Source organism: Kitasatospora sp. NPDC022856, assembly GCF_055561235.1.
The window spans coordinates 1-25721 of the sequence record NZ_JBVHHE010000036.1; the positions used below are offsets into that span (position 1 = coordinate 1).

Annotated in this window: 23 protein-coding genes and 1 riboswitch; of the genes, 13 read left to right on the forward strand and 10 right to left on the reverse strand. The window is 71.6% G+C overall.

What is annotated here, in order from left to right; genetic code table 11:
* Positions 1-308: 308 nt before the first annotated feature.
* Both ACZ34W_RS31380 and ACZ34W_RS31385 read right to left on the reverse strand, forming a co-directional pair.
* Positions 309-509 (reverse strand): DUF397 domain-containing protein, encoded by a 201-nt coding sequence (locus tag ACZ34W_RS31380; protein ID WP_465608932.1) that lies wholly within the window; start codon positions 507-509, stop codon positions 309-311.
* Positions 506-1318 (reverse strand): helix-turn-helix domain-containing protein, encoded by an 813-nt coding sequence (locus ACZ34W_RS31385; RefSeq protein WP_465608934.1) that lies wholly within the window; start codon positions 1316-1318, stop codon positions 506-508. Before ACZ34W_RS31385 ends, ACZ34W_RS31380 begins: the two co-directional genes overlap by 4 nt.
* A gap of 160 nt (positions 1319-1478) precedes the next feature.
* On the opposite strand from ACZ34W_RS31385, the gene ACZ34W_RS31390 reads away from it, so the two are divergent.
* Both ACZ34W_RS31390 and ACZ34W_RS31395 read left to right on the forward strand, forming a co-directional pair.
* Positions 1479-1889 (forward strand): ATP-binding protein, encoded by a 411-nt coding sequence (locus tag ACZ34W_RS31390; protein WP_465608936.1) that lies wholly within the window; start codon positions 1479-1481, stop codon positions 1887-1889.
* A gap of 195 nt (positions 1890-2084) precedes the next feature.
* Entirely contained in the window at positions 2085-3374 is a 1290-nt protein-coding gene (locus ACZ34W_RS31395) for a glycosyltransferase 87 family protein (protein ID WP_465608938.1), read from the forward strand.
* Positions 3375-3442: 68 nt separating this feature from the next.
* Here ACZ34W_RS31395 and ACZ34W_RS31400 read toward each other — a convergent pair whose 3' ends face one another.
* Complete coding sequence (locus tag ACZ34W_RS31400; RefSeq protein WP_465608940.1) at positions 3443-4168, reverse strand: TetR/AcrR family transcriptional regulator C-terminal domain-containing protein; 726 nt, start codon at positions 4166-4168, stop codon at positions 3443-3445.
* A 137-nt stretch (positions 4169-4305) separates the two neighbouring features.
* Here ACZ34W_RS31400 and ACZ34W_RS31405 point away from each other — a divergent pair, with 137 nt between their 5' ends.
* Complete coding sequence (locus ACZ34W_RS31405) at positions 4306-5805, forward strand: MFS transporter (RefSeq protein ID WP_465608942.1); 1500 nt, start codon at positions 4306-4308, stop codon at positions 5803-5805.
* A 78-nt stretch (positions 5806-5883) separates the two neighbouring features.
* Here the strand turns inward: ACZ34W_RS31405 and ACZ34W_RS31410 are convergent, their stop codons facing one another.
* On the reverse strand, positions 5884-7194 hold the full coding sequence (locus ACZ34W_RS31410) for a helix-turn-helix domain-containing protein (RefSeq protein WP_465608944.1): 1311 nt from the start codon (positions 7192-7194) through the stop codon (positions 5884-5886).
* Positions 7195-7990: 796 nt separating this feature from the next.
* On the opposite strand from ACZ34W_RS31410, the gene ACZ34W_RS31415 reads away from it, so the two are divergent.
* The gene (locus ACZ34W_RS31415) at positions 7991-8722 is read left to right on the forward strand and encodes a S1 family peptidase (protein WP_465608946.1); all 732 of its coding nucleotides are present in this window, start codon (positions 7991-7993) and stop codon (positions 8720-8722) included.
* 64 nt (positions 8723-8786) lie between these two features.
* Here ACZ34W_RS31415 and ACZ34W_RS31420 read toward each other — a convergent pair whose 3' ends face one another.
* A complete protein-coding gene (locus ACZ34W_RS31420) occupies positions 8787-9194 on the reverse strand; it encodes a DUF3291 domain-containing protein (protein WP_465608948.1) in 408 nt (135 codons plus the stop codon).
* A gap of 85 nt (positions 9195-9279) precedes the next feature.
* Here ACZ34W_RS31420 and ACZ34W_RS31425 point away from each other — a divergent pair, with 85 nt between their 5' ends.
* Positions 9280-9900, forward strand: a complete 621-nt coding sequence (locus tag ACZ34W_RS31425) for a MerR family transcriptional regulator (protein WP_329489683.1) — start codon at positions 9280-9282, stop codon at positions 9898-9900.
* Between the two features lie 411 nt (positions 9901-10311).
* Here ACZ34W_RS31425 and ACZ34W_RS31430 read toward each other — a convergent pair whose 3' ends face one another.
* The 4 genes from ACZ34W_RS31430 to gcvT all read right to left on the reverse strand — a co-directional run bounded on the left by ACZ34W_RS31430 (position 10312) and on the right by gcvT (position 14867).
* On the reverse strand, positions 10312-11679 hold the full coding sequence (locus ACZ34W_RS31430; protein ID WP_329489688.1) for an L-serine ammonia-lyase: 1368 nt from the start codon (positions 11677-11679) through the stop codon (positions 10312-10314).
* 145 nt (positions 11680-11824) lie between these two features.
* A complete protein-coding gene (glyA, locus tag ACZ34W_RS31435; protein WP_465608951.1) occupies positions 11825-13093 on the reverse strand; it encodes a serine hydroxymethyltransferase in 1269 nt (422 codons plus the stop codon).
* A 140-nt stretch (positions 13094-13233) separates the two neighbouring features.
* Positions 13234-13611 (reverse strand): glycine cleavage system protein GcvH, encoded by a 378-nt coding sequence (gene gcvH, locus ACZ34W_RS31440; protein WP_329489690.1) that lies wholly within the window; start codon positions 13609-13611, stop codon positions 13234-13236.
* A gap of 134 nt (positions 13612-13745) precedes the next feature.
* Positions 13746-14867 carry a glycine cleavage system aminomethyltransferase GcvT gene (gene gcvT, locus ACZ34W_RS31445; RefSeq protein WP_329489691.1) on the reverse strand — a complete coding sequence of 374 codons (1122 nt, stop codon included), beginning with the start codon at positions 14865-14867 and terminating at the stop codon, positions 13746-13748.
* A 229-nt stretch (positions 14868-15096) separates the two neighbouring features.
* Positions 15097-15203: riboswitch (glycine riboswitch) on the reverse strand.
* Between the two features lie 252 nt (positions 15204-15455).
* On the opposite strand from gcvT, the gene ACZ34W_RS31450 reads away from it, so the two are divergent.
* From ACZ34W_RS31450 to ACZ34W_RS31485, 8 genes are all read left to right on the forward strand, one after another.
* Complete coding sequence (locus tag ACZ34W_RS31450; protein WP_465608953.1) at positions 15456-16250, forward strand: enhanced serine sensitivity protein SseB C-terminal domain-containing protein; 795 nt, start codon at positions 15456-15458, stop codon at positions 16248-16250.
* Positions 16251-16396: 146 nt separating this feature from the next.
* Positions 16397-17338, forward strand: coding sequence for an enhanced serine sensitivity protein SseB C-terminal domain-containing protein (locus ACZ34W_RS31455; protein WP_465608955.1), 942 nt, complete (start codon positions 16397-16399; stop codon positions 17336-17338).
* A gap of 678 nt (positions 17339-18016) precedes the next feature.
* On the forward strand, positions 18017-19006 hold the full coding sequence (locus ACZ34W_RS31460; RefSeq protein ID WP_329489694.1) for an ABC transporter permease: 990 nt from the start codon (positions 18017-18019) through the stop codon (positions 19004-19006).
* 55 nt (positions 19007-19061) lie between these two features.
* Positions 19062-20831 (forward strand): ABC transporter substrate-binding protein, encoded by a 1770-nt coding sequence (locus ACZ34W_RS31465; protein ID WP_329489695.1) that lies wholly within the window; start codon positions 19062-19064, stop codon positions 20829-20831.
* A gap of 98 nt (positions 20832-20929) precedes the next feature.
* On the forward strand, positions 20930-21940 hold the full coding sequence (locus tag ACZ34W_RS31470; protein WP_329489696.1) for an ABC transporter permease: 1011 nt from the start codon (positions 20930-20932) through the stop codon (positions 21938-21940).
* A complete protein-coding gene (locus ACZ34W_RS31475; RefSeq protein ID WP_352295271.1) occupies positions 21937-23004 on the forward strand; it encodes an ABC transporter ATP-binding protein in 1068 nt (355 codons plus the stop codon). The genes ACZ34W_RS31470 and ACZ34W_RS31475 overlap by 4 nt, the downstream gene beginning before the upstream one ends.
* Positions 23005-23038: 34 nt before the next feature.
* The gene (locus ACZ34W_RS31480) at positions 23039-24097 is read left to right on the forward strand and encodes an ABC transporter ATP-binding protein (protein ID WP_442906857.1); all 1059 of its coding nucleotides are present in this window, start codon (positions 23039-23041) and stop codon (positions 24095-24097) included.
* 187 nt (positions 24098-24284) lie between these two features.
* The gene (locus ACZ34W_RS31485) at positions 24285-24944 is read left to right on the forward strand and encodes a trimeric intracellular cation channel family protein (protein WP_329489698.1); all 660 of its coding nucleotides are present in this window, start codon (positions 24285-24287) and stop codon (positions 24942-24944) included.
* Here ACZ34W_RS31485 and ACZ34W_RS31490 read toward each other — a convergent pair.
* Complete coding sequence (locus tag ACZ34W_RS31490; RefSeq protein WP_465608960.1) at positions 24880-25638, reverse strand: IclR family transcriptional regulator; 759 nt, start codon at positions 25636-25638, stop codon at positions 24880-24882. The genes ACZ34W_RS31485 and ACZ34W_RS31490 overlap by 65 nt on opposite strands.
* Between the last annotated feature and the right edge of the window lie 83 nt (positions 25639-25721).

The window sequence follows — 25721 nt, forward strand, 5'->3', positions numbered from 1 at the left end:
CCAGTACCGCCCCGATATCCTCGACGGCTTCCTCACCGGGGCCGGCCTCTCCCTCGACCTCCCACCGCCATCACCCTGAAGCGCCGAAGTCAGTAAAGTCGTGGGTAGCCACAGGATCGACTGCTTTCGATCGTGTCGGTCAGACCCCCGTTCGGTGTTGGTGCACCGGCGGGGGTTGATTCGTTGGTGCGCACGCTACACGGCGTGCGCAGCCCGTGGCGACCGGTGACGATTAGTCATACGGGCTGGCTACGGCGGTGGTTGGGAGGGTGGGTGGGGGGTGTTCACCCACCCGTTCCACTAGGAAGTCACTCGACGCCCGACACCTGAGCTTCGGCCGCGAAGACGAGGAAGTCCCCCCAGGCGGCGGGCGAGAAGGAGAGCTGGGGCCCGGCCTTGTCCTTGGAGTCCCGGACGTGGACGGTGAGGGCGGAGGTGGCGACCTCGACGCACTCGCCGCCGTCGGTGGTGCTGTAACTGGACTTGAACCATTCGAGCCTGGCGCTCATAGCTCCTCCGCCATCTTTCTGATGAACGCTTCCGACTCCTCAATGCTGAGGGCCTGCATGCGGATCATGCCATGGCGTTGCGCGAGCATGTTCACTCGCTCTGGGTCGGCGTAGAGGACTCCGGAGTTCTGTCCTTCGACATAGGCGAGTTGCTCATGCTCGGGAGTCTCAAGGAGGACCATCGGGCCGTTCAGGGCGGCGTATGCCGCGCGATCGACGGGTAGCACCTGGATGGAGACGTTGCGGAGTCTGCCCACGTCGAGAATGTGGTTGAGCTGGCGTTTCATGAGGCCGGCGTCGCCGACCGATGCGCGGAGTGCGGCTTCATAGATCACGAAGCCATGGAGAACTGTCGGTGAGAGCCTCAGCCGCTCCTGCCTCTGCAGGCGACCCGCGACTCGGGCGTCGACTGTCTCGTCGTCCAGTGGCGGATAGGAGTTGCTGATCGTCTCGCGAGCGTACTCCTCGGTCTGCAGCAGACCAGGTACGAGTAGTGCTGAGTATGCATGGAAGGCGATCGCCTCACTTTCGGCCTGCGTGTAGCCCCGCGAGTACGATGAGAACTTCTCGGGCTTCAGGAAGTCTTGGGCGCCGAGCAGCATCCCTCGCGCGTTGCACAACTCATCTGCCGTTGAAAGCAGCTTGAACGACGGCTTCCTTCGGCCCGCCTCCATCGACCGGACGCTCTCGACGTCGTAGCTCGCCGCTTGGCTCAACTGCTCCCGCGTGACGCCCGATTGCTCTCGCCAGCGCTTGATCTGATCGCCACAGTACTTCCAAGCCATCGGCGGCTGTGCGGGCGCGCTCATCCCCGTACCCCTCCTCATGCGGTCGACCAGCGGGTCACTCCCTCGCTGAATCGCCAGTGTCACTACCGAGGCTAAGCCCGGAAGCCGATTCTCGGACCGTGAAATGGCCGATCTCCGCTCCTGCGGGTGACGCCAAAGGCTCTCCGCGCCAAGGACACTGATGATCACTCAGCCCGTTTGCATCGAGTGGATGTTCCCCCGCCACCCCCGCAGCGTCGGCCACGCCCGCGTGCAACTCCTCCGGCAGGCCTACGCCTGGCGGGTGCCCGACGAGACGACCGAGACGGCCCTGCTCCTCCTCAGCGAACTGGTCACCAACGCGTGCCGCCACGCCCGTGGCCCGCGCGACCGCCTCATCGGCGTCCGGTTCGCCGTCACGGAATGCGGTGCGCTCCGGGTCGAGGTCGCCGATGCCAACCCGGACCTGCCCGAGCCCCGTCAGGCCGGCCCCGAGGACGAGGGCGGTCGCGGGCTCGAACTCGTCGAGGCCCTCGCCGCCTCCTGGGGCGCCCGGCCCCGGGGTCCGGGTCACGTGGGCAAGATCGTCTGGTTCGAGCTCAAGTCGGAGTAGTGGGAAGTCGACCGGTCCGACTTCCTGCTCCCGCCCCTTCCGCGACTTCCGCCACTCCCGTCACTTTGTCCACTTCCGCAGGGCGACCTGCCCTTGTTCGTGCCCTGATGGCCCTTCGCTCAGCGCACTTGTGTCTGTATATATGATCTTCGGTCCACGGCCTCGGGGGCGTCGTGGACAACCGAACGGAGTGCGATGTCCGACATCACCACCGAGGAGTCGCGCCGTGACGGCGCCGATCCGATCGTCCTGGCGCTGGCCGCGGCAGCGGCGGTGCTGGCCGCGCTGACCGTCAGGATCCTCCTGCTGGACAGTGAGTCGTCGGACTACTACTACTTCCTCGGTCCGTGGTACCGGTACATCGCCGAGAACGGCGGCTTCAACGCTCTCAGCCACGCCGACTTCTCGGACTACAACGTCCCGTACCTCTACCTCATGGCCGCGCTCACCTACCTCCCGGTGACGGCGCTCGCCGGGATCAAGTGGGTCTCGATCCTCTTCGACCTCGCCCTGGCGTCCTACGTGTTCCGCATCGTGGAGCTGCGGTGGCCGCAGCGGCCGTGGCGCGCCCTCGGCGCCGCGGTGGTCGTGCTCTTCCTGCCCACGGTCGTCACCAACAGCGGCTGGTGGGGCCAGGCCGACGCGATCTTCACGACCTTCCTGGTGGGCGGCGTCTACCACCTGCTCCGGGACCGGCCCACCTGGGCGTGCGCGTTCTTCGGGATCGCGCTCGCGTTCAAGCTCCAGGCCGTCTTCCTTTTCCCCGCCCTGCTGGTGCTCGTCCTGGCGAACCGGATCCCCTGGCGGAGCCTGTTCGCCGCCGTGGCCGCGTACGTGGCCCTCGACATCCCCGCCTTCCTGCTCGGCGCGGACCCGTGGCAGCTGCTGACCGTCTACACCCGGCAGCCGGACACGTACAAGGACCTCACGCTCTACGCGCCGTCGGTGTACCAGTTCGTCTCCGTCCCGCAGGACGCCCAGGACACCGCGCGGGGCATCGGCGTCGTGGTCGCCGGCGTGGTGGTCCTGGCGCTGGTGGGGCTCGCGGTGTGGGCCCTGCGGCAGGCCGGCGCCGCCGCGGCCGGCCAGGCGGGGCGGCGGGTGCTCACGGACACCCGGATCCTGCTGCTGGCCACCGCCTCCGCGATCGCGGTGCCCTTCCTGCTGCCGTCGATGCACGAGCGCTACTTCTACATAGCCGACGTGCTCAGCGTGATCGTGGCCTTCCAGCTGCCCCGGCGGCTCTGGTACCTGCCGGTGCTGGTGCAGCTGTCCTCGTTCGGCAGCTACCTCAAGTTCATCAACCGCGACGTGGACCCGTACCTGTCGATGCCGGCCCACGGCGTCCTGATGCTGTTCGCCCTGATCGCCGTCCTCCGGGTCACGGTCGCCGACCTCCGCCACCGGCCCACCGTCACGCTGCCGCAACAGGCCGACGGGGACGAGGCCCCGGCGCAGATTCCCCGGGCCACCCCGGCCACCTGACCCCCGGGCCCGTAGTCGGTCGAGCCGCAACCCCCTCAGTCGCGGAGGTGACCCAGCCGCACCGGCGGTTACCTCGGGTCGGGGAGGCGTAGGGCCAGGCCGTCGAGGATGACGTTCAGGCCGTAGGTGAACTTCTCGTTGCGCAGGGCCACCGGGTCGACGCCGATCGCCGCCGCGTACGCGGCGGAGAGGTACTCGGTGTCGGCCGCCGCCTCCTGGGCGGTGGGGATCAGGCCCGCGATGAACTCGGCCTCGGTCTGGCCGGAGCGGGCCACCGTGGTCAGCCAGGCCGTCTCCGTCGTGCTCATCCCGATCACGTAGGTGATCACGGTCTCGATCGCGCGCTCCGGCTCGGGGAACCCGGCGGTGACGAACAGGGCGGCCACGCGCTCGGAGTAGGCCTTCAGGTTGGGGCCGAGGTAGGCGAGCCCCGCCTGGCCGAGGACCGAGGCGAGCCACGGGTGCCGCAGCGCGGTCGCGCGGAAGGACTCGGCGGCCTCGGCGACGGCCTCCCGCCAGTCGGGGCTGTCGGCGGGCGGGACGGTGCTCTCGCCGAAGACCTCGTCCACCGCGAGCTCCATCAGCTCGTCCTTGGTGGCCACGTGCCGGTAGAGGGACGTCGCGCCCGCGTTCAGGCGGGCGCCGAGCTTGCGCATGCTGAGCGCGTCGATGCCGTCGGCGTCCAGCACGGCGATCGCCTCACGGACGATGGCGGCCCGGTTGAGCGCCGGCTGCTCCGCCTCCCGCCGCTGCCGTGCCCAGACGGACGGGGCCGGGTTCGCCTTGGTGGCCATGCGGTTCTCCTCTTCACATCTTCCTGCGTACGCCGTGCGCATCCAGCGTACAGGTGCAGTGGGTTGCGCACACTGTTCCGCCCTGCGTACAGTGTGCGCAGCGAAGGAACAGCGTGCGCAACTCGGAGGGACAACCCATGGAAACCCGCAACCCACGTCGTTGGTGGATCCTCGTCGTGCTCTGCCTCAGCACGCTGGTCCTGGTGATCGACGGCATGGCGCTCACGGTGGCGGTGCCGTCGATGACGGAGTCCATCGGGGCGAGCGCCCAGGACACCCAGTGGATCCTCGACTCCTACATCCTGGTCTTCGCCGGGCTGCTGCTCACCTCGGGCAGCCTCGGGGACCGGTTCGGCCGCCGCAAGGTGATGATCATCGGCCTGCTGCTGTTCGGCGCCGCCTCACTGGCCGCGACCTACTGCACCAGCCCCGGTGAGGTCATCGCGGCCCGCGTCGCGATGGGTGTCGGCGGTGCGCTGATCATGCCCTCCACCCTCTCCATCCTGATCACCGTCTTCGACGAGGACGAGCGCAGCAAGGCGATGGCGGCCTGGGGCTCGGTGTCGATGCTCGGCCTGGTCGGCAGCCCGGTGCTCGGCGGCGTCCTGATCGACCACTTCTCCTGGCACTCGATCTTCTTCACCAACGTCCCGGTCGTCGTCCTCGCCGTCGTCGCCGCCCTGACCCTCATGCCGGAGTCGAAGGGCCCCTGGCAGAAGGCCGACCCGCTGGGCGCGGTGCTCTCCGCCGTCGGCATGACCGCCATGATCTGGTGGATCATCGAGATCCCGCAGCACGGCGCCTTCGACGGCCGCTCCGCCGTCACCCTGATCGTCGCCGTCGTCGCGCTCGGCGGGTTCGTGATCTGGGAGAACGTCACCTCCGAGCCGATGGTCCCGCTCGCCCTGTTCAAGCACCGCAACTTCAGCGGCGGCTCGCTCTCGCTGACCCTCGTCCAGATCGGCAACGGCGGTCTGCTGCTCGTCCTCACCCAGTACCTGCAGTTCGTGCTCGGGTACTCCCCGGTCAAGGCGGGCCTCGCCTTCGTGCCGCTGGCCGTGGCCGCGCTGATCGGCAACGGCGCCGGTGCCGGGCTCGCCGCGAAGATCGGCAACCGCCTGCTCGTCCTGGTCGGCATGCTGCTCATGGCCGCCGCCTTCGGCCTCCTGAGCACGGTCTCCGCCGACGCCGGGTTCACCCTCCCGGCCGTCGCCCTCGGCCTGCTCGGCCTCGGCGCCGGGCTGGCGATGCCGGCCGCCATCGGCGCCCTGATGGGCACCATCCCCGCCGAGAAGGCGGGCGTCGGCTCCGCCCTGAACGACACCATCCAGCAGGCCGGCAGCGCGCTCGGCATCGCCATCCTCGGCTCCCTGCTCTCCAGCCGGTTCGCCCGGGAGATGCCCGCCGACAGCTCCGCGCAGGCCAAGCGCTCGATCGGCGACGCCCTGGCCGCCGCCGGCGGGGACGCCGGACTGGTCCACTCCGCCCGGGAGGCCTTCACCTCCTCGATGTCGACCACCTTCACGATCAGCGCGGTCGGCGTCCTCGCCGCGGCCCTGCTCGCCACCCTGGTCATGCGGGACAGGAAGGCCGCGCCGGCCGACGCCCAGGCGGAGGAGGCCACGCTGGCCGCCTGACGCCCCGCCCGTCCGCCGGGAAGGCCGGCCACCCGCTCCGGGTGGCCGGCCTTCCCGGCGTGGGGGCGCGGCCCGGGGTCAGTCCTCGGTCGAGGTGGGGGTCCAGCCCACGCGGTCGTCCTGGTAGAAGTAGCCCGGTGCGCCCTTCAGGCCCATGGTGCGGAAGGGCTTGTCGTTGGCGTCCTTGACGGTCTGGGTGCCGTGGCTGCTGCCGCTGCTCCACTCCAGCTCCAGGTACCAGCTGACGTCCTGCCCGGCGGTCCCGGCCTCGACGTTCAGCACCTGGGGGTCGGTGGCCGAGACCCGGTAGGGGAAGTCCGAGACGGTCTTGGCCTTCACCTCGCCCTCCTGGGCGGGGACGGCCACCGGCCGGGGGGCCGCCGCGTCGAGGTCGACCGAGAAGGCCGCCGGGGTGATGCTGCCGCCGCAGCCGGAGCCCATCGTGTACGCGTTCCACTTCGGGGCCGGGCGGGTGCTGACCACGTGCACGTAGAGGGCGTGCAGGACGACCGGGACGGCGGAGTCGCCCTGCGCCGTCACCTGCAGCCGCAGGTGCCCGGCGGGGACGGCCTCCTGGGCGGCCGCCCAGCTGTCCGTCCGCTTGGGGCTCGGGGGCGCGGGCACCGAGCGCGGCGCCTTGGCGGTCAGGAACCACTGGCCGCAGGGGCTGCCCCAGTTGTCGGTCAGGACGGTGACCTGGAACGGGGCCGGGGTGGCCGCGCTCGTCGCGGTGGCGGTCGCGGCAGGGGTCGTGTCGGACGCCGGAGCGGACGGCGGCCCGGCGACCGGGGCCGGGGCCGCCGGGGTGGAGGGGGCGCCGGCGGCGGTCGGGGACGGGGGAGCCGCCGACGGGGTGCCGCCGTGCCCGCTCGGGACGAGGAGCGGGATCGCGGCGGCGACGAGGGCCACGGCCGCCGCGCTCAGCAGGATCCGCGGGTACGGGAGCCTGCGGCGCCGGGTCTCGCCGTCGGCGGGGTCGCCCTGGGGGCTGCGCGCGGAGTGCAGGGCGTCGACGGGCGGCAGCGTCGCCTCCTGGGCGGTCGCCGGAAGCGGGGCGTCGGGGGCTTCAGGGGCCACGGTGACCACAGGGGTCGGCTGCGGCTCGGCGGGCTCCGGCCGGACCGGTTCGCGGGCGGGCTCACGGCGCCGGGCCGCGTCCGCCAGGATCCAGCGGCGGTGCAGTTCGACGAGCTCGTCCGCGCCCGCCCCGCAGACCCGGGCGAACCGCTCCACCGGCGCGTACTCGTTGGGGACGGCGGCGCCGTTGCAGTAGCGGTGCAGCGTGGACGTGCTGACGTGCAGCCGGGTGGCGAGCGTGCCGTAGCTGCGGCCCGAACGGTCCTTCAGCTCCCTCAGCATCGACGCGAACTCGTCGGTCTCCACGCTCATCCGGCGCCCCCCTCGTTCCGGTCCGGCGTTCCAGGCGGCACCGAATCCGCAGATCACGCTACCTGTCGCCGTTCCAGCGTCCCGAACTCCCCGGGGGGTCTGGCGGCCGGGACGCCTTCCGGGCCACTGTGCGGTGCAGCGGCGGTCCGCCCTTCGGCCGAGGGGGCCCGCCCGTACCGACCGAGTCCTCAGCGGAGAAGAGCAGCCACGTGTCCGTCCACCTCCACCGAATCCTGATCACCTGCGCGCTGCTCCTGCTCGGGGCGGGCGCCCTCCGGGTGCTGCTCCGGCGGCCGGGCCCGTGCCGGGCCGGTGCGGACGGGGGCCGCCCGGTGGCCGATCGGCCGGAGCCGGGCGGTGGCGCCCGGCGCTGCTCCGGTCGGGTGGCGCGGACCGGGGGCAACTGCCGCGGCCCGGTCCGTCCGGTGCCCCGCCGCTGCCGGCTCACCGGGCCGGGGGCCGTGCGGCACTGAGGGGCCGCCCGTCGGCCGGGGCGTCAACGCGGTGGCTCCCTGCGCCACTTTCGGGTCCGGGTGCCGTGCCGCCCGCCCCCGTCAGGGCTTCTGCCCGCCCACCCGCCGCCGGTGCCCGGTCCGCCGGCCCGGGATCCGCGGTGGGACCCGATCGTGGGTACCGGAACCGCGAGCGCCGGTGCCCCTTTCGGCCCGCTGCCCCTTTGCCCCTTTGCCCCTTCGCCCCTTCGGCCTGACCACCTTCGCCCCGACGACCTCCGCCCTGAGCGATCCGCCCGAGAGAGATGCGAGCCCACCCGATGCGCAAGCCGTACCGACGCCCGTTGACCGTCCTGCTGGCCTCCGCCGCCCTGGTGGCCGTCGCCGCCACCCCGGCCGCCGCCGTCCACGGGGGCACCGACACCACCACCGCCGCCAACCCGTTCGTCGTGGCCCTGGAGACGGCCGGCGGCGAGCAGTGGTGCACGGGTGCCCTGATCGCCCCCACCAAGGTGCTCACCGCCGGCCACTGCGTGGCCGAGGCCGACGACCCGACCACGCTGCGGGTGATCGCCGGCCGGACCGACCTGACCGGCCACGGCGGGCAGGTGCGGCGGGTGCGGAGCGCCGCGGTCGACCCCCGGTACACCTCCGCCCTGGACCACGACTCGGCCGTCCTCACCCTGGACCGGCCGCTGAACGCGCGGACCGTCCGGGTCGCGACGAACCGGGACGAGGCGCTGTACCGGTACGGCCGCACGGCGACCGTCTACGGCTTCGGCCGGACGGGCGACGGCGACCCGGGGACCCACCTGAAGAAGGCCGCGCTCACGCTCTCGCCGCTGTCCGGCTGCGAGCCCTACACCGGCCCCGGCGACTCCCCGCGGCTGAAGGTCTGCGGCAGCCCCCGGCCCGGGACGGCCGACAGCATCTGCAAGGGCGACTCCGGCGGGCCGCTCGTGGTCGACGGCGTGGTGATCGGCATCGTCTCGACGGGCAACAAGTACTGCGACACCCAGTACCCCGTCTCGGTCTTCACCCGCGCCACCGACGTACCGGCGCAGATCCTCCGCTAGCTCCGGCCGCGGCCGCTCCGGTCGCGCCCCCTTCGGCTGCACCCCCCTTAGGCTGCTCCGCGGGTCAGCCGGCCGGTCGGGTGGCCTGCTGCTCGGCCAGCCGGCGGTGGGCCTCGGGCCAGCCGACGGGGAGCTGCTCGACCGGGGCCTGCCAGTAGGTGAACACGGACTCCCGCATGGTCGAGCGCAGGCCGGTCATGATCGAGCGGTGCGGCTCGGCGCGGGCGAAGTCCTGGAGCGCCTCCTGGCTCTCCCAGGCCGACAGCGTGTAGAAGGTCCGTTTGGTCGGCCGGGCGATCAGCGAGGCGCCGAGGGCGCCGGGCGCGGACTGGATCTGGCGCCAGACGGCGTAGGACTTCAGGAGGAAGCGCGGGACGTCGGCGAGCGAGCGGACCTCGAACCGGGAGGCCATCACGACGGCCTGCGTGCCGGGAGTGGCCGGGTGCGGGGTGATCCAGGGAATCGTGGGCATGGCTGACGCGCCTCCGTTGTTGGGTAGTGGCACTATCTATGTTAGACAGTAGAGGTATCCAATAGCTAGGGGAAAGCGGAGCACCGTGCGCATCTCGGAGTTGAGCCGTCGTAGCGAGGTCCCGATCGCGACGATCAAGTACTACCTGCGCGAGGGACTGCTGCCGCCCGGCCGCTCCACCTCCGCGACCCAGGCCGAGTACGACGAGACCCATCTGCGCAGGCTGCGGCTGGTCCGGGCGCTGATCGGGGTGCGGGGGCTCAGTGTGAGCGCCACCAAGGAGGTGCTGGGCGCGATCGCCGCGCACGGCGGCGAGCAGCACCAGGTGCTCGGCCTGGCGGTCGGCGCCCGGCCGGCCGACGAGGACGCGGCCCGGCCGGCCGCCGCCCCGGGCGCGGCGGAGGTCGACGCGCTGATCGCGGAGCTGGGCTGGGAGGTCTCGCCGTACGCGCCGGCCCGGGCAGTGCTGGGGGAGACCCTGGAGACCCTCCGCTCGCTCGGCGAACCCGTCGACCGGCACACCCTGCTCCCCTACGCGGAACTCGCCGCGCGCACCGCCGTCCTCGACCTCGACCAGCTCCGGACCAGCGACGACCCCCTCGAACAGGCCGAACGCGCCCTGCTCCTGACCGTCCTGCTGGAGCCCGCCCTGCTCGCCCTGCGCCGGCTGGCCCAGGAGAACGAGTCCGCCCGCCGAAACGCCTGAGCCGCGCCCCCGGAGGGGGATGCGGCTCGGGCACTCCGGTGCGGGACGTGACGGCCGCCTCCTCGGAGCGCGGGCGATCGCACTGTTCGGCGGCTCTCCTCGGCAGGCCACGTCAATCCGACCCTGGGCACCCTTGCCGAGGTTGCGGCAGCTCTGGGCATGAGGATCGCTCTTGAGCCTCTTCCGGCGCCCGTTCGTAATGCTTCATCCTGCCGGGGCCGGCGGGAGGTCGCGGTAGGCCAGGCGCGAGACCGGAAATCCCCGGTCGGCATGGTGCGGACCAGGGATCTGCCAGGGAGCCCTCGGGGAGGTTCAGAGCTGTCCGAGGGGCCTTTCAGGCACTTCGGGCCGTGTGCGCAGAGAGGGACCTGGCAGCTCTGACGGAGAAATCATGCAGGTCGGCACACTTGCCTAGCACTCGATGACGTTGACGGCGAGGCCGCCGCGCGAGGTCTCCTTGTACTTGATCTTCATGTCGGCGCCGGTCTCCTTCATGGTCTTGATCGCCTTGTCGAGGGAGACGTGGTGGCGGCCGTCGCCGCGCAGGGCCATCCGGGCGGCGGTGACGGCCTTGACCGAGGCCATGCCGTTGCGCTCGATGCAGGGGATCTGGACCAGGCCGCCGACCGGGTCGCAGGTGAGGCCCAGGTTGTGCTCGATGCCGATCTCGGCGGCGTTCTCGACCTGCTCGGGGGAGCCGCCGAGGACCTCGGCGAGGCCGCCGGCCGCCATCGAGCAGGCGGAGCCGACCTCGCCCTGGCAGCCGACCTCGGCGCCGGAGATCGAGGCGTTCTCCTTGAAGAGCATGCCGATCGCACCGGCGGCGAGCAGGAAGCGGACGATGCCGTCCTCGTCCGCGCCCGGGATGAAGTTCAGGTAGTAGTGCAGCACGGCGGGGATGATCCCGGCCGCGCCGTTGGTGGGCGCGGTGACGACCCGGCGGCCGGAGGCGTTCTCCTCGTTGACGGCCATCGCGTAGAGGGTCACCCACTCCATGGCGTTGGCCGGGCCGATGCCCTCGGCGCGCAGGGCGCGGGCGCCCGAGGCGGCGCGGCGGCGCACCTTGAGGCCGCCGGGGAGGATGCCCTCGCGGGACATCCCGGCCCGCACGCACTCCTGCATGACGCGCCAGATCTCCAGCAGCCCGGCCCGGATCTCCTCCTCGCTGCGCCAGGCCTTCTCGTTCTCCAGCATCAGGCCGGAGATGGACAGGCCGGTCTCGCGGCTGAGGCGGAGCAGCTCGTCGCCGGTGCGGAAGGGGTACTTCAGCACGGTGTCGTCCGGCTTCACGCGGTCCGCGCCCAGCGCGTCCTCGTCGACGACGAAGCCGCCGCCGACCGAGTAGTAGGTCTTCTCCAGCAGCAGGCCGCCGTCGGCGTCGAAGGCCCAGAGGGTCATCCCGTTGGCGTGGTACGGCAGCGAGCGGCGCCGGTGCAGGATCAGCTGGGTGCCCGGGTCGAAGTCGATCGGGTGGGCACCGAGCAGGTCGAGCCGCTTCTCGGCGGTGATCCGCTCGACGTCCCGGTCGGCCTGGTCGACGTCGACCGTGCGGGGGGAGTTGCCCTCCAGGCCCAGCAGGACGGCCTTCGGGGTGCCGTGGCCGTGGCCGGTGGCGCCCAGCGAGCCGAAGAGCTCGGCGCGGACGCTCGCCACCCCGGTCAGCAGGTCCTCGGACTTCAGGCGGCGGGCGAACATCCGGGCGGCGCGCATCGGGCCGACGGTGTGGGAACTCGACGGGCCGATGCCGATGGAGAAGAGGTCGAAGACGCTGATGGCCACGGAGGACGTCCTTGTCTGGTCTCGTGGAAGGACTTGCAGGCGGGGTGCTGACACGGAACGGGGCACCGCGCGCACTGTCCAGTGTGCGCGGTGCCCCGGAATCCCAGGTGACCAGGCGGGGTGAGCCCGGTCACCCGTGTCCGAACTACAGGTTCGGGTAGAGCGGGTACTTCTCGGCGAGGGCGGCGACCCGGGCCTTCAGCGCGGTGGCGACGGTCTCGTCGAAGGCGGGCTTCAGCGCCTCGGCGATGATGTCGGCGACCTCGCGGAAGTCCTCGGCCTGGAAGCCGCGGGTGGCCAGGGCCGGGGTGCCGATCCGCAGGCCGGAGGTGACCATCGGCGGGCGCGGGTCGTTCGGGATGGCGTTGCGGTTGACCGTGATGCCGACCTCGTGCAGCCGGTCCTCGGCCTGCTGGCCGTCGAGCTGGCTGTTGCGCAGGTCGACCAGGACCAGGTGGACGTCGGTGCCGCCGGACAGCACCGAGGCGCCGGCCTCGGCGACGTCGGCCTGCAGCAGGCGCTCGGCCAGGATCCGGGCGCCGTCCAGGGTGCGCTGCTGGCGCTCCTTGAACTCCTCGGAGGCGGCGACCTTGAAGGCGACGGCCTTGCCGGCGATCACGTGCTCCAGCGGGCCGCCCTGCTGGCCGGGGAAGACCGCGGAGTTGATCTTCTTGGCCCACTCGGCCTTGGAGAGGATGACGCCGCCGCGCGGGCCGCCCAGGGTCTTGTGCGTGGTGGTGGTGACCACGTCCGCATACGGCACCGGGTTGGGGTGCAGGCCCGCGGCGACCAGACCGGCGAAGTGCGCCATGTCGACCATCAGCAGGGCGCCGACCTCGTCGGCGATCCGGCGGAACGCGGCGAAGTCCAGCTGACGGGGGTAGGCGGACCAGCCGGCGATGATCAGCTTCGGCTGGTGCTCCTTGGCGAGGCGCTCGACCTCGGCCATGTCGACCTGGCCGGTCTTGTCGTCCACGTGGTACGCGGCGACGTTGTAGAGCTTGCCGGAGAAGTTGATCTTCATGCCGTGGGTCAGGTGACCGCCGTGGGCCAGGCTCAGGCCCAGGATGGTGTCGCCCGGCTGGATCAGCGCGAACATCGCGGCGGCGTTGGCCTGCGCGCCGGAGTGCGGCTGGACGTTGGCGTGCTCGGCGCCGAACAGGGCCTTGATCCGGTCGATCGCGATCTGCTCGACCACGTCGACGTGCTCGCAGCCACCGTAGTAGCGGCGGCCCGGGTAGCCCTCGGCGTACTTGTTGGTCAGCACCGAGCCCTGGGCCTCCATGACCGCCACCGGGGCGAAGTTCTCGGAGGCGATCATTTCCAGGGTGGTCTGCTGGCGGTGCAGCTCGGCGTCGACCGCGGCGGCGATCTCCGGGTCGAGCGAGTGCAGGGACTGGTTGAGAACCGTCATGGTGTGGTCTTCCCAGGGAGGAGAGAAGGAGGTGCCGCGCCTGGCACGCCCCACGGAAGGGTGGCGGCGGGCGACCGGAGGGCGGAGGAGGCCCGGTGGCCGGGGCGGCCGCCGCACTGCGGCCACCCCGAACGGCCGGCTCAGGCCGGGTTGGTCAGGGCGTTGTACTCGTCGGCGCTGAGCAGCTCGTCGGTCGACTCGACGCGCACCTTGAACAGCCAGCCACCCTCGAACGGGGCGCTGTTGACCAGGGAGTTGTCGTCCAGGACGTCCTGGTTGACCTCGGTGATCTCGCCGGTGACCGGCGAGTACAGGTCGCTGACCGACTTGGTGGACTCCAGCTCGCCACAGGTCTCACCGGCGGTCACGGTCTCGCCGACCTCGGGCAGCTGCACGTAGACGATGTCACCGAGCGCGTCGGCGGCGTGGGCGGTGATGCCGACCGTGGAGACACCGTCCTCGACGGCGGTCAGCCACTCGTGCTCCTTGGTGTACTGCAGGTGCTGGGGGTTGCTCATGGCGTCATTCTCCAGGATGGGAAGCGGGTACGACGAAGCGGGCCGCCGGACGGACGGCTTCGACGTGGATCTTCGGGGTGGTCAGGCCCGGGCGGGCGCGCTCGTGAGGCCTCGGCGGGCGCGCCCGAGGGGCGTCAGCGGGCGCGCTTGTAGAACGGCAGCGCCACGACCTGCACCGGCTCGTGCTTGCCGCGCACGTCCACCGCGACGGTGGTGCCCGGGGCGGCGTGCGCCGCGTCCACGTAGGCGATCGCGATCGGCTTGCCCAGCGTGGGGGAGGGCGCGCCCGAGGTGATCCGGCCGATCGGCTCGCCGTCGGCGGTCACCACGGTGTACTCGGCGCGCGGCACGCGCTTGCCCTCGGAGACCAGGCCGACCAGCACCCGCGGCGGGTTGGCCTCGGCCGCGGCGGCGGCCTGCTCCAGGGCCTTGCGGCCGACGAACGCGCCCTCGTTGGTGGTCTTGTCGAAGCGGACCACCCGGCCGAGACCGGCGTCGAAGGGGGTCAGGTCGGTGGAGAGCTCGTGCCCGTAGAGCGGCATGCCGGCCTCCAGGCGCAGCGTGTCGCGGCAGGAGAGGCCGCAGGGGACGAGGCCGCGGCCGGTGCCGGCCTCGGTCAGCGCCGTCCAGATGTGCGCGGCGTCGCCCGGGTTGCAGAAGATCTCGAAGCCGTCCTCGCCGGTGTAACCGGTGCGGGCGAGCAGCACGTCGCGGCCGGCCACCTGGGCCGGGAGGATCGCGTAGTACTTCAGGCCGGGCAGGTCGGCCTCGGTGGTGTCGGCCAGGATCGCGGTGGACTCCGGGCCCTGGACGGCGATCAGCGAGTAGGTGTCGCGGTCGTCGGTGACGACGGCGTCGTAGCCCTTGGCGCGGGCGATCAGCTCGTCCAGCACCAGCTGGGCGTTGGAGGCGTTGGCGACGACCAGGAAGGCGTCCTCGCGCAGGCGGTAGACGATCAGGTCGTCCAGGATGCCGCCGTCCTCGGCGCAGATCATGGTGTAGCGGGCCCGCAGCTCGCCGAGCGCGGAGACGAAGCCGACCAGCGCGTGGTCCAGCATCGCGCCGGCCTGCGGGCCGGTCACGGTGATCTCGCCCATGTGGGAGAGGTCGAACAGACCGGCCTTGGTGCGGACGGCGAGGTGCTCCTCGCGCTCGCTGCCGTAACGCAGCGGCATGTCCCAGCCGGCGAAGTCGGTCATGGTCGCGCCGAGGGCGCGGTGCAGCGCGTCGAGCGCGGTGAGGCGGAGGGACGACATGGCCTGGAACTCCTCGGTCTGGGCACTCAGGTGTGCGCACGCCGGACCGGACCCGCTCGGGGACCGAGCCTGCGCGCGGGCATGCGGCGGCTGGGTCTCCCCATCTGTCGTCGAACCTGAGAGCTTCACCGCACGCGGGCCCGCAGCGCTTCACAGCTAACAGGACAGCATGGCGGCTTGCACCGTGGGTGGGCGCGCGACAGGGCCGTGCGCCGCTTTCCAGATGTGCCTAACCCGTGCGGTAGGGGGGCCTGAGAGATTCCGGGGAGGACTTGCTCCTTCGGCGCCGGCTGTACCGCCTCTCGGGGGTACTCCGGACTCTCCCGCGCGGGTTCGAGCGGCCGGTATGGAGTTGAGGTTCTCGGCGGGGAACACCCGCAGACGCGGACATCATGGCACGTCCCGGCGGAAGACGGGAGAGGGGCCCCGGGCCCGGCCCCGTCCGGCGGGCCCGGCCCGCACCCGCCACCGGTAGCCCACCGGTACCGCCCCGGCCCCGTACCGACCGGTACCGGCGCGCACCGCGGCCCCGGCCGCGGGCCCGCTAGGCTGCTCGGCGTCGGCGGACAGAGGACGGTACAGCGGCGGATGGGGTACCCGGTGGAGCAGCAGCAGGGGTGGGGCGGCCCGGAGGCGGCGCCGACCGGCGGTGGATGGCCCGCGAACGAGCTGGAGCAGGTGCTCACGGCCGCGCTCGGCGATCCCGGCGCGACCCCCCGGGTGTTCGAGGTGCTCGCCCGCAGCCAGGTGTGGATCCCGCTGCCGGCCGGCGGCGACCCGCAGGGCCAGGCCCTGGACCTGCCGACGATCGAGCTGGCCGGCGACCCCTACGTCCCGGTCTTCTCCTCGCAGGAGGTGCTCCTCCAGCAGGCGCCCGGGATGGCCTTCGCGATCGCGCCGGTCTGGGAGTTCGCCCGCGGGCTGCCGCTGGGCGTGGGCATCGCGGTGAACCCGGAGGCGCCGGTGGGCATCCCGGTGCCGCCGCAGGGCGTCGCCGAGCTGCGGCGCGGGCCGCGCGAGGACCGCTGGGACGCCCCGGAGGCGCCGACCGGCGGCCGGGTGGCGCTGCGCGAACCGGTGCCGGGCGAGGACCCGGAGGCCTTCCTGGCCGCCTGCCGGTACGAGCTCTCGGGCCTGCCCGGCGTCCTGACCGCCAGGCGGGCGCTGGCCAGCGTGGAGGGCGAGCCGACGGTGATGTTCGTCGGCGTCCAGCTCGATCCGGCGGCCCCGGCCGAACCGGCCGCCGTGAACGAGGCCCTGGGCCGTGCGCTGGGAACCGCGCCGCTGCCCGGCGGCGTCCACCTCGTACTGCTCGACCTCGCGGAGGACCCCGTGGTCGAGTGGCTGCTCAACCGGGTCCAGCCGTTCTACGCACGGATGTGACGCGTTCCTCCTCGCCCGGCACCGGGCCGGAGGCCACCGCCGGGCACGTCGGCGTGGCGGTGGCGGGTGGCGCCCCATAGGGTGCCTGCAGATGACCGCCGGGCCGGCGGCAGGTGAGAGAAGAAGAGGCGCAGCGAGGTGGGCGCATGAGTGCGGGAGCGGTAGCGGGCGGTGCACCGGGGCCCTGGGGCCAGGCACCCGCCGGGCGCCCCGGCGCGGATCCGAGAGCGCTGGAGCACGCCCTGCGCGAGGTCGCGCCGGAACGCTGGGAGGCGTACGAGGCACTGCTGCACGCGCTGGCCGCGGGGCAGGTCTGGATGCTGCTCTGGCACGGTACGCCGGGCAGTCCGGACGCCCAGTACGGGAACATGGAGATCAGCGGTCACGGCTACGCGCCGGCCGTCACCTCGCCCGAGCAGCTGGCGGCGTCCGGCTGGGCGCGGGCGCACGAGGTGATCTCGGGGCGCGAGATCGCCGCCTCGCTCTATCGCACCCGCTGGGGCCTCTGGCTGAACCCGCACGCCCCCGGCGGCGGCGTCGGGGTGCCCTGGGCGGACCTGCGCCGGATCGCGGCCGGCCTGGACCGGCTGCCGGCCGGGCCGCTGAAGCTGAGCGAACCGCAGGTGCAGGCCCAGCAGTTCTTCGCGCTGCTGGAGCGGCAGGCGGTCGAGGTGCGGGCGGTCAAGGCGTTGCGCCGGGCCTGGGTGCAGCCCTCCGTGGGCGAACCGTACCTGGCCATCGGACTTGAGCTGTACGAGAGTTCGCCGCCCACGGTGGAGGCCGTCCGGGCGCTGATGCAGCGCGCGATCGCGGTCGCGCCGGAGGGGCTCGCGGTCTCCACCGTCGCCATGGGGGACGAGTACGACCCGGTGGCGCTCTGGATGCGGGCCAACGCGCGGCCGTTCTACGACCGCGAGGCGGGCGGCCACGGCCGCTCGCAGGCCGCGCCGTACCCGCCGGTGCCGCCGCCGCCCTACGCCTCGCAGGCGGGCCCGGCGTACGGCTACGGCACCCAGGCGCCCGGCCCGGTGTGGCCGGGGCAGCAGCCGCCGCCGCCGCAGCCCTGGCCCGGCTACCCCGGGCGCTGACGCCCGCACGGTCGACGCGGCGGGCCGCGGTGCCCGCGCCGCACGCCGGGCGTTCCGCCGCCCGTGCCGGGGCTCCGGGCATTCGGGCGCCGGTACCGCACGCCGGGCATTCCGGCGACCGTGCCGCAACTCCGGGCAGACCAGGTGTTCGTGTCCCAACTACGGGCACTTCGGACACCTGTCGCAAGCACGGATGTTCGGGTGTTCTCGGCGCGGTAACGGGTAGTCCGGGTGTATGCACCCAAAGCCCTCCACCAGGACCGACATGACGATCCGTCATGTCGGTCCTGGCATTTCCGGTCGGATTTCCGGCTGGTTCGGTGCAGCCTCTTGACATGCATGTAACAGCTGTGTGAAGAGGGATATGCCGAAGATCCAGAGGTGCATGCCGACAGATCACAGTTGGGCATCTCTCGGTTGTCAGGGCTGGCGCAAGCCAGTTCGGATGGCAGAGAGTTCTGCGCAACGCACCGCGCGTACTGGGTGCCCCACGAGGGTGAACGCGCTGGCGGACCGCTTGAGCCTCGCGACGCCCATCCCGCGCGGCCGCAGTACCCGAGCACGTCGCACCGCTGAACACCCGCACCTGAACCTCCGCACGTCCGCACCAGCCGTACCGCCGAACCGGCGACCGGCACCCGTGGGCCGGCCACCGTCGGCGAGGGGACCGAACTGACCATGACCGCACCCATCAAGACCGCCGGGAACACGCCGGAGGCAGCCGCCGCCGCGAGCCCGGCCACGAAGATCGAGGGCCGCTCGCTCGGCCGGATCGCCTGGACCCGTTTCAAACGGGACAAGGCCGCCGTCGCCGGCGCCGTCGTGGTGATCCTGCTCGTCCTGCTGGCCGTGCTGGCCAAGCCGATCGAGTCGATGTTCGGCCTGGACCCCGACGCCCTCAACCAGGACCTCCTGGACGCCAACCTCGGTGGTCTGCCGTTCGGCGACTGGGGCGGCATGAGCGTCGACCACCCGCTCGGCGTGGACCCGCTGCAGGGCCGTGACCTGCTCTCCCGGGTCATCGAGGGCTCCTGGGTCTCGCTGCTCGTCGCCTTCGGGGCGACGCTGCTCTCCAACACCCTCGGCACCGTGCTCGGCGTGATGGCCGGCTACTACGGCGGCTGGGTGGACGCCCTGATCAGCCGGGTGATGGACGTCTTCCTGGCGTTCCCGCTGCTGCTCTTCGCCATCGCGATCTCCGCCTCGCTCCAGGGCGGCGCGTTCGGCCTGCACGGCCTCCCGCTGCACATCGGCGTGCTGATCTTCGTGATCGGCTTCTTCAACTGGCCCTACATGGGCCGGATCGTGCGCGGCCAGACCCTCTCACTGCGTGAGCGCGAGTTCGTCTACGCGGCCCGCAGCCTGGGCGCCCGGGGGCCGTTCATCCTGTTCAAGGAGCTGCTGCCCAACCTGGTCGGTCCGATCCTGGTCTACTCGACCCTGCTGATCCCGACCAACATCCTCTTCGAGGCGGGCCTCAGCTTCCTCGGCGTCGGCATCCAGGCCCCGCAGGCCTCCTGGGGCGGGATGCTCAACGACGCGATCAAGTACTACCAGGTGGACCCCCAGTACATGGTGGTCCCCGGTATGGCGATCTTCCTCACGGTGCTCGCCTTCAACCTGCTCGGCGACGGGCTGCGTGACGCCCTCGATCCCAAGAGCAACTGACATTCCGTCAGGACCCTCCGATCCGCCACCACTTCCTCAAGGGGTTGATCTCACCATGCGTAGGTCCCGTACCGTCGGACTGACCGCAGTGGCCGCCGCCGCTGTCCTGGTCGTCACCGGGTGTACCTCCGGTTCATCCAAGAGCGGGGGCGACTCGTCGTCCTCCGCCGCGTCCGGCGGCGGCGCCGACGCGGCCACCAAGGGCATCGTCAACGCCTCGGACAAGAAGGGCGGGACGGTCACCTACGAGATGAAGGGCACGCCGGACTCGCTCGACCCCGGCAACACGTACTACGCCTACATCTACAACTTCTCGCGCCTGTACGGGCGTCCGCTGACCACCTTCGCGCCGGGCCCCGGCGACGAGGGCAACAAGCTCGTCCCGGACCTCGCCGAGTCCATGGGCCAGCCCAGCGCGGACGGCCTGACCTGGACGTACAAGCTGCGCGCCGGCCTGAAGTACGAGGACGGCAGCGCGATCACGTCCAAGGACGTGAAGTACGCGGTGGAGCGCTCCAACTTCGCGCCGGACGTGTTCTCCAACGGTCCGACGTACTTCAAGGACCTCCTGGTCGACAACCCGACCCCGTACGCGGGCCCGTACAAGGACGCGGCAGGCGACCTCAAGTCCATCGAGACGCCGGACGACCTGACCGTCGTCTTCCACCTGAAGCACGCCTTCGCGGACTTCGACTACCTGGTCTCGGCCCCGCAGACCGTCCCGGTCCCCAAGGACAAGGACAAGGGCGCCGACTACGTCAAGCACCCGATGGCCTCGGGCTCCTACAAGTTCGAGTCCTACGAGGACGGCAAGCAGCTCACCCTGGTGCCGAACACCAGCTGGGACGCGAGCACCGACACGATCCGCAAGCAGCTCGCGGACAAGATCGTGCTCAAGATGAACATCGAGCAGTCCACCATCGACAAGGACCTGCTGGCCGGCAACGCCCAGGTGGACCTCGTCGGCGGCGGCGTCGACCCGCAGACCCAGGCGCAGATCCTGCAGAACCCGAAGCTGAAGGCCAAGACGGACAACGCCTACGGCGGCCGCCTGGTCTACACCGCGATCGACAGCCAGGTCGCGCCGTTCGACAACGTCGAGTGCCGCAAGGCCGTGCAGTACGCGATCGACAAGGTCTCGGTGCAGACCGCGGTCGGCGGCCCGATCCGCGGCCAGATCGCCAACTCCGTCCTGCCGGCGGACATCCCCGGTCACCAGGACATCAACCTGTACGAGACCAAGGACAACAAGGGCGACGAGGCCAAGGCCAAGGAAGCCCTCAAGGCCTGCGGCAAGGAGGGCGGCTTCAACACCGTCCTGAGCGCCCGGACCGAGCGCGCCACCGAGATCGCCGCCGCGACCTCGATCCAGGCGGCGCTGAAGAAGGTCGGCATCAACGCCGAGATCCAGCAGTACCCGCAGGGCAAGTACCTCTCCGACAACGTCGGCGTGCCGGCGAAGAACAAGGAGAAGAACATCGGCCTGATGATGATGCAGTGGGGCGCCGACTGGCCGACCGGCTACGGCTTCCTGCAGCAGATCGTCGACGGCCGCGCCATCAAGGAGGCCGGTAACAGCAACCTGGCCTCGCTGAACGACCCGGCGATCAACAAGCTGCTCGACGACGCCGCCGTCAACACCGACAAGGCGGCCCGCGAGAAGATCTACGCGGAGATCGACAAGAAGGTCATGGAGCAGGCGGTCTACGTCCCGCTGACCTACTTCAAGGTGTTCCTGTACCGCTCGGACACCGCCACCAACGTCGTCTCCACTTCGGCCTTCTCGGGTGAGTACGACTACCTGAACATCGGTACGACCAAGTAAGAGCCTGGCTCCGTATCCCTGAAGGCAGGTGAAGGCAGCGGCGCCCGCCGCCGTCCGGAAGATCCCGGACGGCGGCGGGCCGCCGGAGCCGACCAACTGTGTTTGCCTACATCCTCCGCAGGACGCTCGCGGCCGTGGTGCTGCTGCTGGTGGTCAGCGCGGTCACCTTCGCGATCTTCTTCCTGCTGCCGCGCCTGGCCGGTGAGACGACCGACCAGCTGGCCACGCAGTACATCGGGAAGAACCCGTCCCCCGAGGCGGTCGCGGCGGTCAAGAAGAACCTCGGCTTCGACCAGCCGATCTACGTCCAGTACGGGCGCTTCCTGAAGGCGCTCGTCACCGGGGCCGAGTACAAGTTCGGCCCGGACGCCGCCACCTGCCACGTGCCCTGCTTCGGCTACTCCTTCAAGAACCACCTGGAGGTCTGGCCCGAGCTGACCAAGCGCATCCCGATCACGCTGTCGCTGGCCATCGGCGCCGCCGTGCTCTGGCTGGTCTCCGGCGTCACCACCGGTGTCATCTCCGCGCTCAAGCCGAAGTCGATCTTCGACCGGCTCTCCATGGGCGTCGCGCTGGCCGGTGTCTCGCTGCCGGTCTTCTTCACCGGTGCGCTGCTGCTCACGCTCTTCAGCTACGAGTGGCCGATCCTCGACAACCTCCAGTACGTCAACTTCACCGACGACCCGCTGATGTGGGCCCGCAACCTGATCCTCCCGTGGATCTCGCTGGCCTTCCTCTACTCCGCGCTCTACGCCCGGCTCACCCGCGCCGGCATGCTGGAGACGATGAGCGAGGACTACATCCGCACCGCCCGGGCCAAGGGCCTGGCCGAGCGCAAGGTGGTCGTGAAGCACGGGCTGCGCTCCGCGCTCACCCCGGTCGTCACCATCTTCGGCATGGACCTCGGTCTGCTGCTCGGCGGTGCGCTGATCACCGAACAGGTCTTCTCGCTCCAGGGCGTCGGCGCCTTCGCCGTCTCGGCGATCTCCGACAACGACCTGCCGAAGATCCTCGGCGTCACGCTGCTCGCCGCCTTCTTCATCGTCCTCTGCAACCTCGTGGTTGACCTCCTGTACGCCGCTGTCGACCCCCGGGTGAGGCTGTCGTGACCGAGCTCCAGAAGACCCCGGCGCCGGTGGCCGCCGCGACCGGGGACCCGTTCCTCTCGGTCCGGGACCTGCGGATCCACTTCGACACCGACGACGGCCTGGTCCGCTCGGTGGACGGGGTCAGCTTCGACCTGCACAAGGGGAAGACCCTCGGGATCGTCGGCGAGTCCGGCTCCGGCAAGTCGGTCACCTCGCTCGGCATCATGGGCCTGCACCGCTCCAAGCGGGCCCGGATCAGCGGCGAGATCCACCTGGACGGCGAGGAGCTGGTCGCGGCCGGCCCCGAGCGGGTCCGCCAGCTGCGCGGCCGCGAGATGGCGATGATCTTCCAGGACCCGCTGACCGCGATGCACCCCTACTACACCGTCGGGGCGCAGATCATCGAGGCCTACCGGGTGCACCACCCGCAGGCGACCAAGAAGCAGGCCCGGGCCCGCGCGGTCGAGATGCTCGACCGGGTCGGCATCCCGCAGCCCGACCGCCGGGTGGACGACTACCCGCACCAGTTCTCCGGCGGCATGCGCCAGCGCGCCATGATCGCGATGGCCCTGGTCAACGACCCGTCGCTGCTGATCGCCGACGAGCCCACCACCGCGCTGGACGTCACCGTCCAGGCGCAGATCCTGGACCTCATCCGGGACCTCCAGGAGGAGTTCGGCTCGGCCGTCATCGTCATCACCCACGACCTCGGGGTGGTCGCCGAACTCGCCGACGACATCCTGGTCATGTACGGCGGCAAGTGCGTCGAGCGCGGCCCCGCCGAGACCCTCTTCGACGCGCCCCAGCACCCCTACACCTGGGGCCTGCTGGGCTCGATGCCGCGTCTCGACCGTGAGCTCCAGGAGCGGCTCGTCCCGGTGAAGGGCACCCCGCCCAGCCTGATCAACGTGCCGTCCGGCTGCGCCTTCCACCCGCGCTGCCCGTACGCCGGGCTGACCGGCGGGCGCTCGGCCGACGAGGTCCCCGTCCTGACCGAGGCAGCGCCCGGGCACCACGCGGCCTGCCACCTCGCCGCCGCCGACCGGCGCCGCATCTTCACCGAAGAGATCGCGCCCCGGCTGTGAGCCCGGTTTCGTACCACCATTCTGGAGAGAACCGATGACGGACACTCAGGCGGCGGCCCCCGAGCCCATGAAGAAGGTGCCCGCGCCCGCGCCCGCCCCCGACCGCGAGCCGCTGCTCCGGGTGACCGGCCTGACCCGGCACTTCCCGATCAAGGGCGGCCTGCTGCGCCGCAACGCCGGGGCGGTCCGGGCCGTCGACGGCATCGACTTCACCGTCAACGCGGGGGAGACCCTGGGCGTCGTCGGCGAGTCCGGCTGCGGCAAGTCGACGATGGGCCGGCTGGTCACCCGTCTCGACGAGCCCACCGGCGGGAAGATCGAGTTCGAGGGCACCGACATCACCCACCTGGGCACCGGTGCGATGCGGCCGCTCCGGCGCGACATCCAGATGATCTTCCAGGACCCGTACTCCTCGCTGAACCCCCGGCACACCGTCGGCACCATCGTCGGCGCGCCGTTCCGGCTGCAGAAGGTGCAGACCGAGGGCGGCGTCAAGAAGGCCGTCCAGGAGCTGCTGGAGCTGTGCGGGCTCAGCCCCGAGCACTACAACCGCTACCCGCACGAGTTCTCCGGCGGCCAGCGCCAGCGCATCGGCATCGCCCGGGCGCTCGCCCTGCGGCCCAAGATGGTCATCGCGGACGAGCCCGTCTCCGCCCTCGACGTCTCCATCCAGGCGCAGGTGGTCAACCTGCTGGACGACCTCCAGCGCGAGCTGGGCCTGACCTACCTGATCATCGCGCACGACCTCTCGGTGGTCCGGCACGTCTCCGACCGGGTCGCGGTGATGTACCTCGGCAAGATCGTCGAGATCGCCGACCGGGACTCGCTCTACGCGTCCCCGATGCACCCGTACACCACCGCGCTGATGTCCGCGGTGCCGGTGCCGGACCCGCGCCGCCGGCAGCGCCGCGAGCGGATCCTGCTCAAGGGCGACGTGCCCTCGCCGATCAACCCGCCGTCCGGCTGCCGCTTCCGCACCCGCTGCTGGAAGGCGCAGGAGGTCTGCGCGGTCCAGGAGCCGCCGCTGGCGGCGCTGAAGACCGGGCACCAGGTGGCGTGTCACTTCCCCGAGCGGAGCGAGGGGAACGACTAGCGGGGTCCGGAGAACAGTCCGGCCGGCGGCGAGAAGGTGCTCGCCACCGCGTGACGGTCCGGGGTGCGGTCGCCGGCTCGCGGCCGCACCCCCTCTGCGCGCCATCGGCCGTCACGTGCTGTGACGGCCGATGGCGTGGCCGTGACGGTCGGCCGGGCGCGGTGCCCGGGGGGTCCATAGTTGTCCGGTGACATCGCAGATCTTCCCCTCCGACGTGCAGCAGAGCCTGGACCTGGTCGGCATCTTCGTATTCGCCCTCTCCGGAGGGCTGCTGGCCGTGCGCAAGAACATGGACATCTTCGGGATCTGTGTGCTGGCGGAGGTGACCGCGCTGGGGGGCGGGGTCATGCGCGACCTCGTCATCGGGGCCACCCCGGTGGCGGCCTTCTCCAACCTCGGCTACTTCAGCACGCCGCTGGCGGCCGGCCTGGTGGTCTTCTTCCTGCACCCGGAGGTCGAGCGGATCAACCGCGCGGTGCAGACCCTGGACGCGCTCGGCCTCGGGCTGTTCTGCGTCACCGGTACGGCCAAGGCGCACGACTACGGCCTCGGCGCGGTGGCCGCGATGGCGCTCGGCATGGTGACGGCGGCCGGCGGCGGCGTGATGCGCGACATGCTCGCGGGGGAGATCCCCTCGCTGCTGCGCTGGGACCGCGAGATCTACGCCGTCCCGGCCCTGGTCGGCTCGGCCCTCGTGGTGATCCTGATCGGCCTCGACCGGCTCACCGCGCTCACCGGGACGGCGGCCGCGCTGACCGCCTTCGGTCTGCGGATGCTCGCCCTCAAGTACGGCTGGCGCGCACCGCGGGCCTGGCACCGCAACGGTTCTCGCACCAGCGAGGAGTAGGCGAGCCCCCGTACGCCAGCGAGATCGCCTCGGCGGTGCAGAGCAGCTCGGGGAGCAGCCGGACCAGTTCGGCCGGCGGGACCCGGTCGGTCGGGGCGCTGACCGCGCAGGCGGCGACCGGCCGCCCGGCGCTGCCGGCCACCGGGGCCGCCACGCAGGCCACCGCCTCCCGGTGCTCGGCCGACTCGGCCGCCCAGCCCTGGCGGCGGACGGCGGCCAGCTCGGGAGGCAGCTCGTCCCCGCCGGCCCCGTCGTCGGGCAGACCGGCCAGCAGGACCCGGCCGATCGCGGTGCCGGCCGCCGGGGCGCGCCGCCCGATCCGGGTCGGCCGGGCGGTGTCGCTTCCCGTCCAGCGGCCGGCCAACTCGTCCAGGTAGAGGACCTCGCCGTCCTGGAGCACGGCCAGCTGGACGGTCAGTCCGCAGCGCCGGTGGAGGGCGGCCAGGTAGGGCGCGGCGATCTGGCGGACGTCGATCTCCTCCAGCGCCCGGTGGGCGAGCGAGAGGACGCGACCGCCGAGCCGGTAGCGCCGGTCGGACTGGCGGTGGACGAAGCCGTGCTCCTCCAGCGTGCGCAGCAGCCGCAGGGCCGTGGACTTGTGCACCCCGATGCTGGTGGCGGCCTGGTCGAGGGTGACCGGCCCGTCGCCGAGGGACCCGAGGAGGGTGAGGGCGCGGTCGACCGACTGCGACATGGCGCCCCCCAGTCCTGATCCGGTCCGGCCGATTTGCGGTGCCCGACAGGCTAACCGTTCGGCCCGGCGGGAGACCAACGAGC

What these genes read in the sequence shown, in the direction of transcription:
- ACZ34W_RS31380 (WP_465608932.1), bottom strand. Translation starts at nt 509, where the DNA reads ATGAGCGCCAGGCTCGAATGGTTCAAGTCCAGTTACAGCACCACCGAC.
- ACZ34W_RS31385 (WP_465608934.1), bottom strand. Translation starts at nt 1,318, where the DNA reads ATGAGCGCGCCCGCACAGCCGCCGATGGCTTGGAAGTACTGTGGCGAT.
- ACZ34W_RS31390 (WP_465608936.1), top strand. Translation starts at nt 1,479, where the DNA reads ATGATCACTCAGCCCGTTTGCATCGAGTGGATGTTCCCCCGCCACCCC.
- ACZ34W_RS31395 (WP_465608938.1), top strand. Translation starts at nt 2,085, where the DNA reads ATGTCCGACATCACCACCGAGGAGTCGCGCCGTGACGGCGCCGATCCG.
- ACZ34W_RS31400 (WP_465608940.1), bottom strand. Translation starts at nt 4,168, where the DNA reads ATGGCCACCAAGGCGAACCCGGCCCCGTCCGTCTGGGCACGGCAGCGG.
- ACZ34W_RS31405 (WP_465608942.1), top strand. Translation starts at nt 4,306, where the DNA reads ATGGAAACCCGCAACCCACGTCGTTGGTGGATCCTCGTCGTGCTCTGC.
- ACZ34W_RS31410 (WP_465608944.1), bottom strand. Translation starts at nt 7,194, where the DNA reads ATGAGCGTGGAGACCGACGAGTTCGCGTCGATGCTGAGGGAGCTGAAG.
- ACZ34W_RS31420 (WP_465608948.1), bottom strand. Translation starts at nt 9,194, where the DNA reads ATGCCCACGATTCCCTGGATCACCCCGCACCCGGCCACTCCCGGCACG.
- glyA (WP_465608951.1), bottom strand. Translation starts at nt 13,093, where the DNA reads ATGACGGTTCTCAACCAGTCCCTGCACTCGCTCGACCCGGAGATCGCC.
- gcvH (WP_329489690.1), bottom strand. Translation starts at nt 13,611, where the DNA reads ATGAGCAACCCCCAGCACCTGCAGTACACCAAGGAGCACGAGTGGCTG.
- gcvT (WP_329489691.1), bottom strand. Translation starts at nt 14,867, where the DNA reads ATGTCGTCCCTCCGCCTCACCGCGCTCGACGCGCTGCACCGCGCCCTC.
- ACZ34W_RS31450 (WP_465608953.1), top strand. Translation starts at nt 15,456, where the DNA reads ATGGGGTACCCGGTGGAGCAGCAGCAGGGGTGGGGCGGCCCGGAGGCG.
- ACZ34W_RS31455 (WP_465608955.1), top strand. Translation starts at nt 16,397, where the DNA reads ATGAGTGCGGGAGCGGTAGCGGGCGGTGCACCGGGGCCCTGGGGCCAG.
- ACZ34W_RS31460 (WP_329489694.1), top strand. Translation starts at nt 18,017, where the DNA reads ATGACCGCACCCATCAAGACCGCCGGGAACACGCCGGAGGCAGCCGCC.
- ACZ34W_RS31465 (WP_329489695.1), top strand. Translation starts at nt 19,062, where the DNA reads ATGCGTAGGTCCCGTACCGTCGGACTGACCGCAGTGGCCGCCGCCGCT.
- ACZ34W_RS31480 (WP_442906857.1), top strand. Translation starts at nt 23,039, where the DNA reads ATGACGGACACTCAGGCGGCGGCCCCCGAGCCCATGAAGAAGGTGCCC.
- ACZ34W_RS31490 (WP_465608960.1), bottom strand. Translation starts at nt 25,638, where the DNA reads ATGTCGCAGTCGGTCGACCGCGCCCTCACCCTCCTCGGGTCCCTCGGC.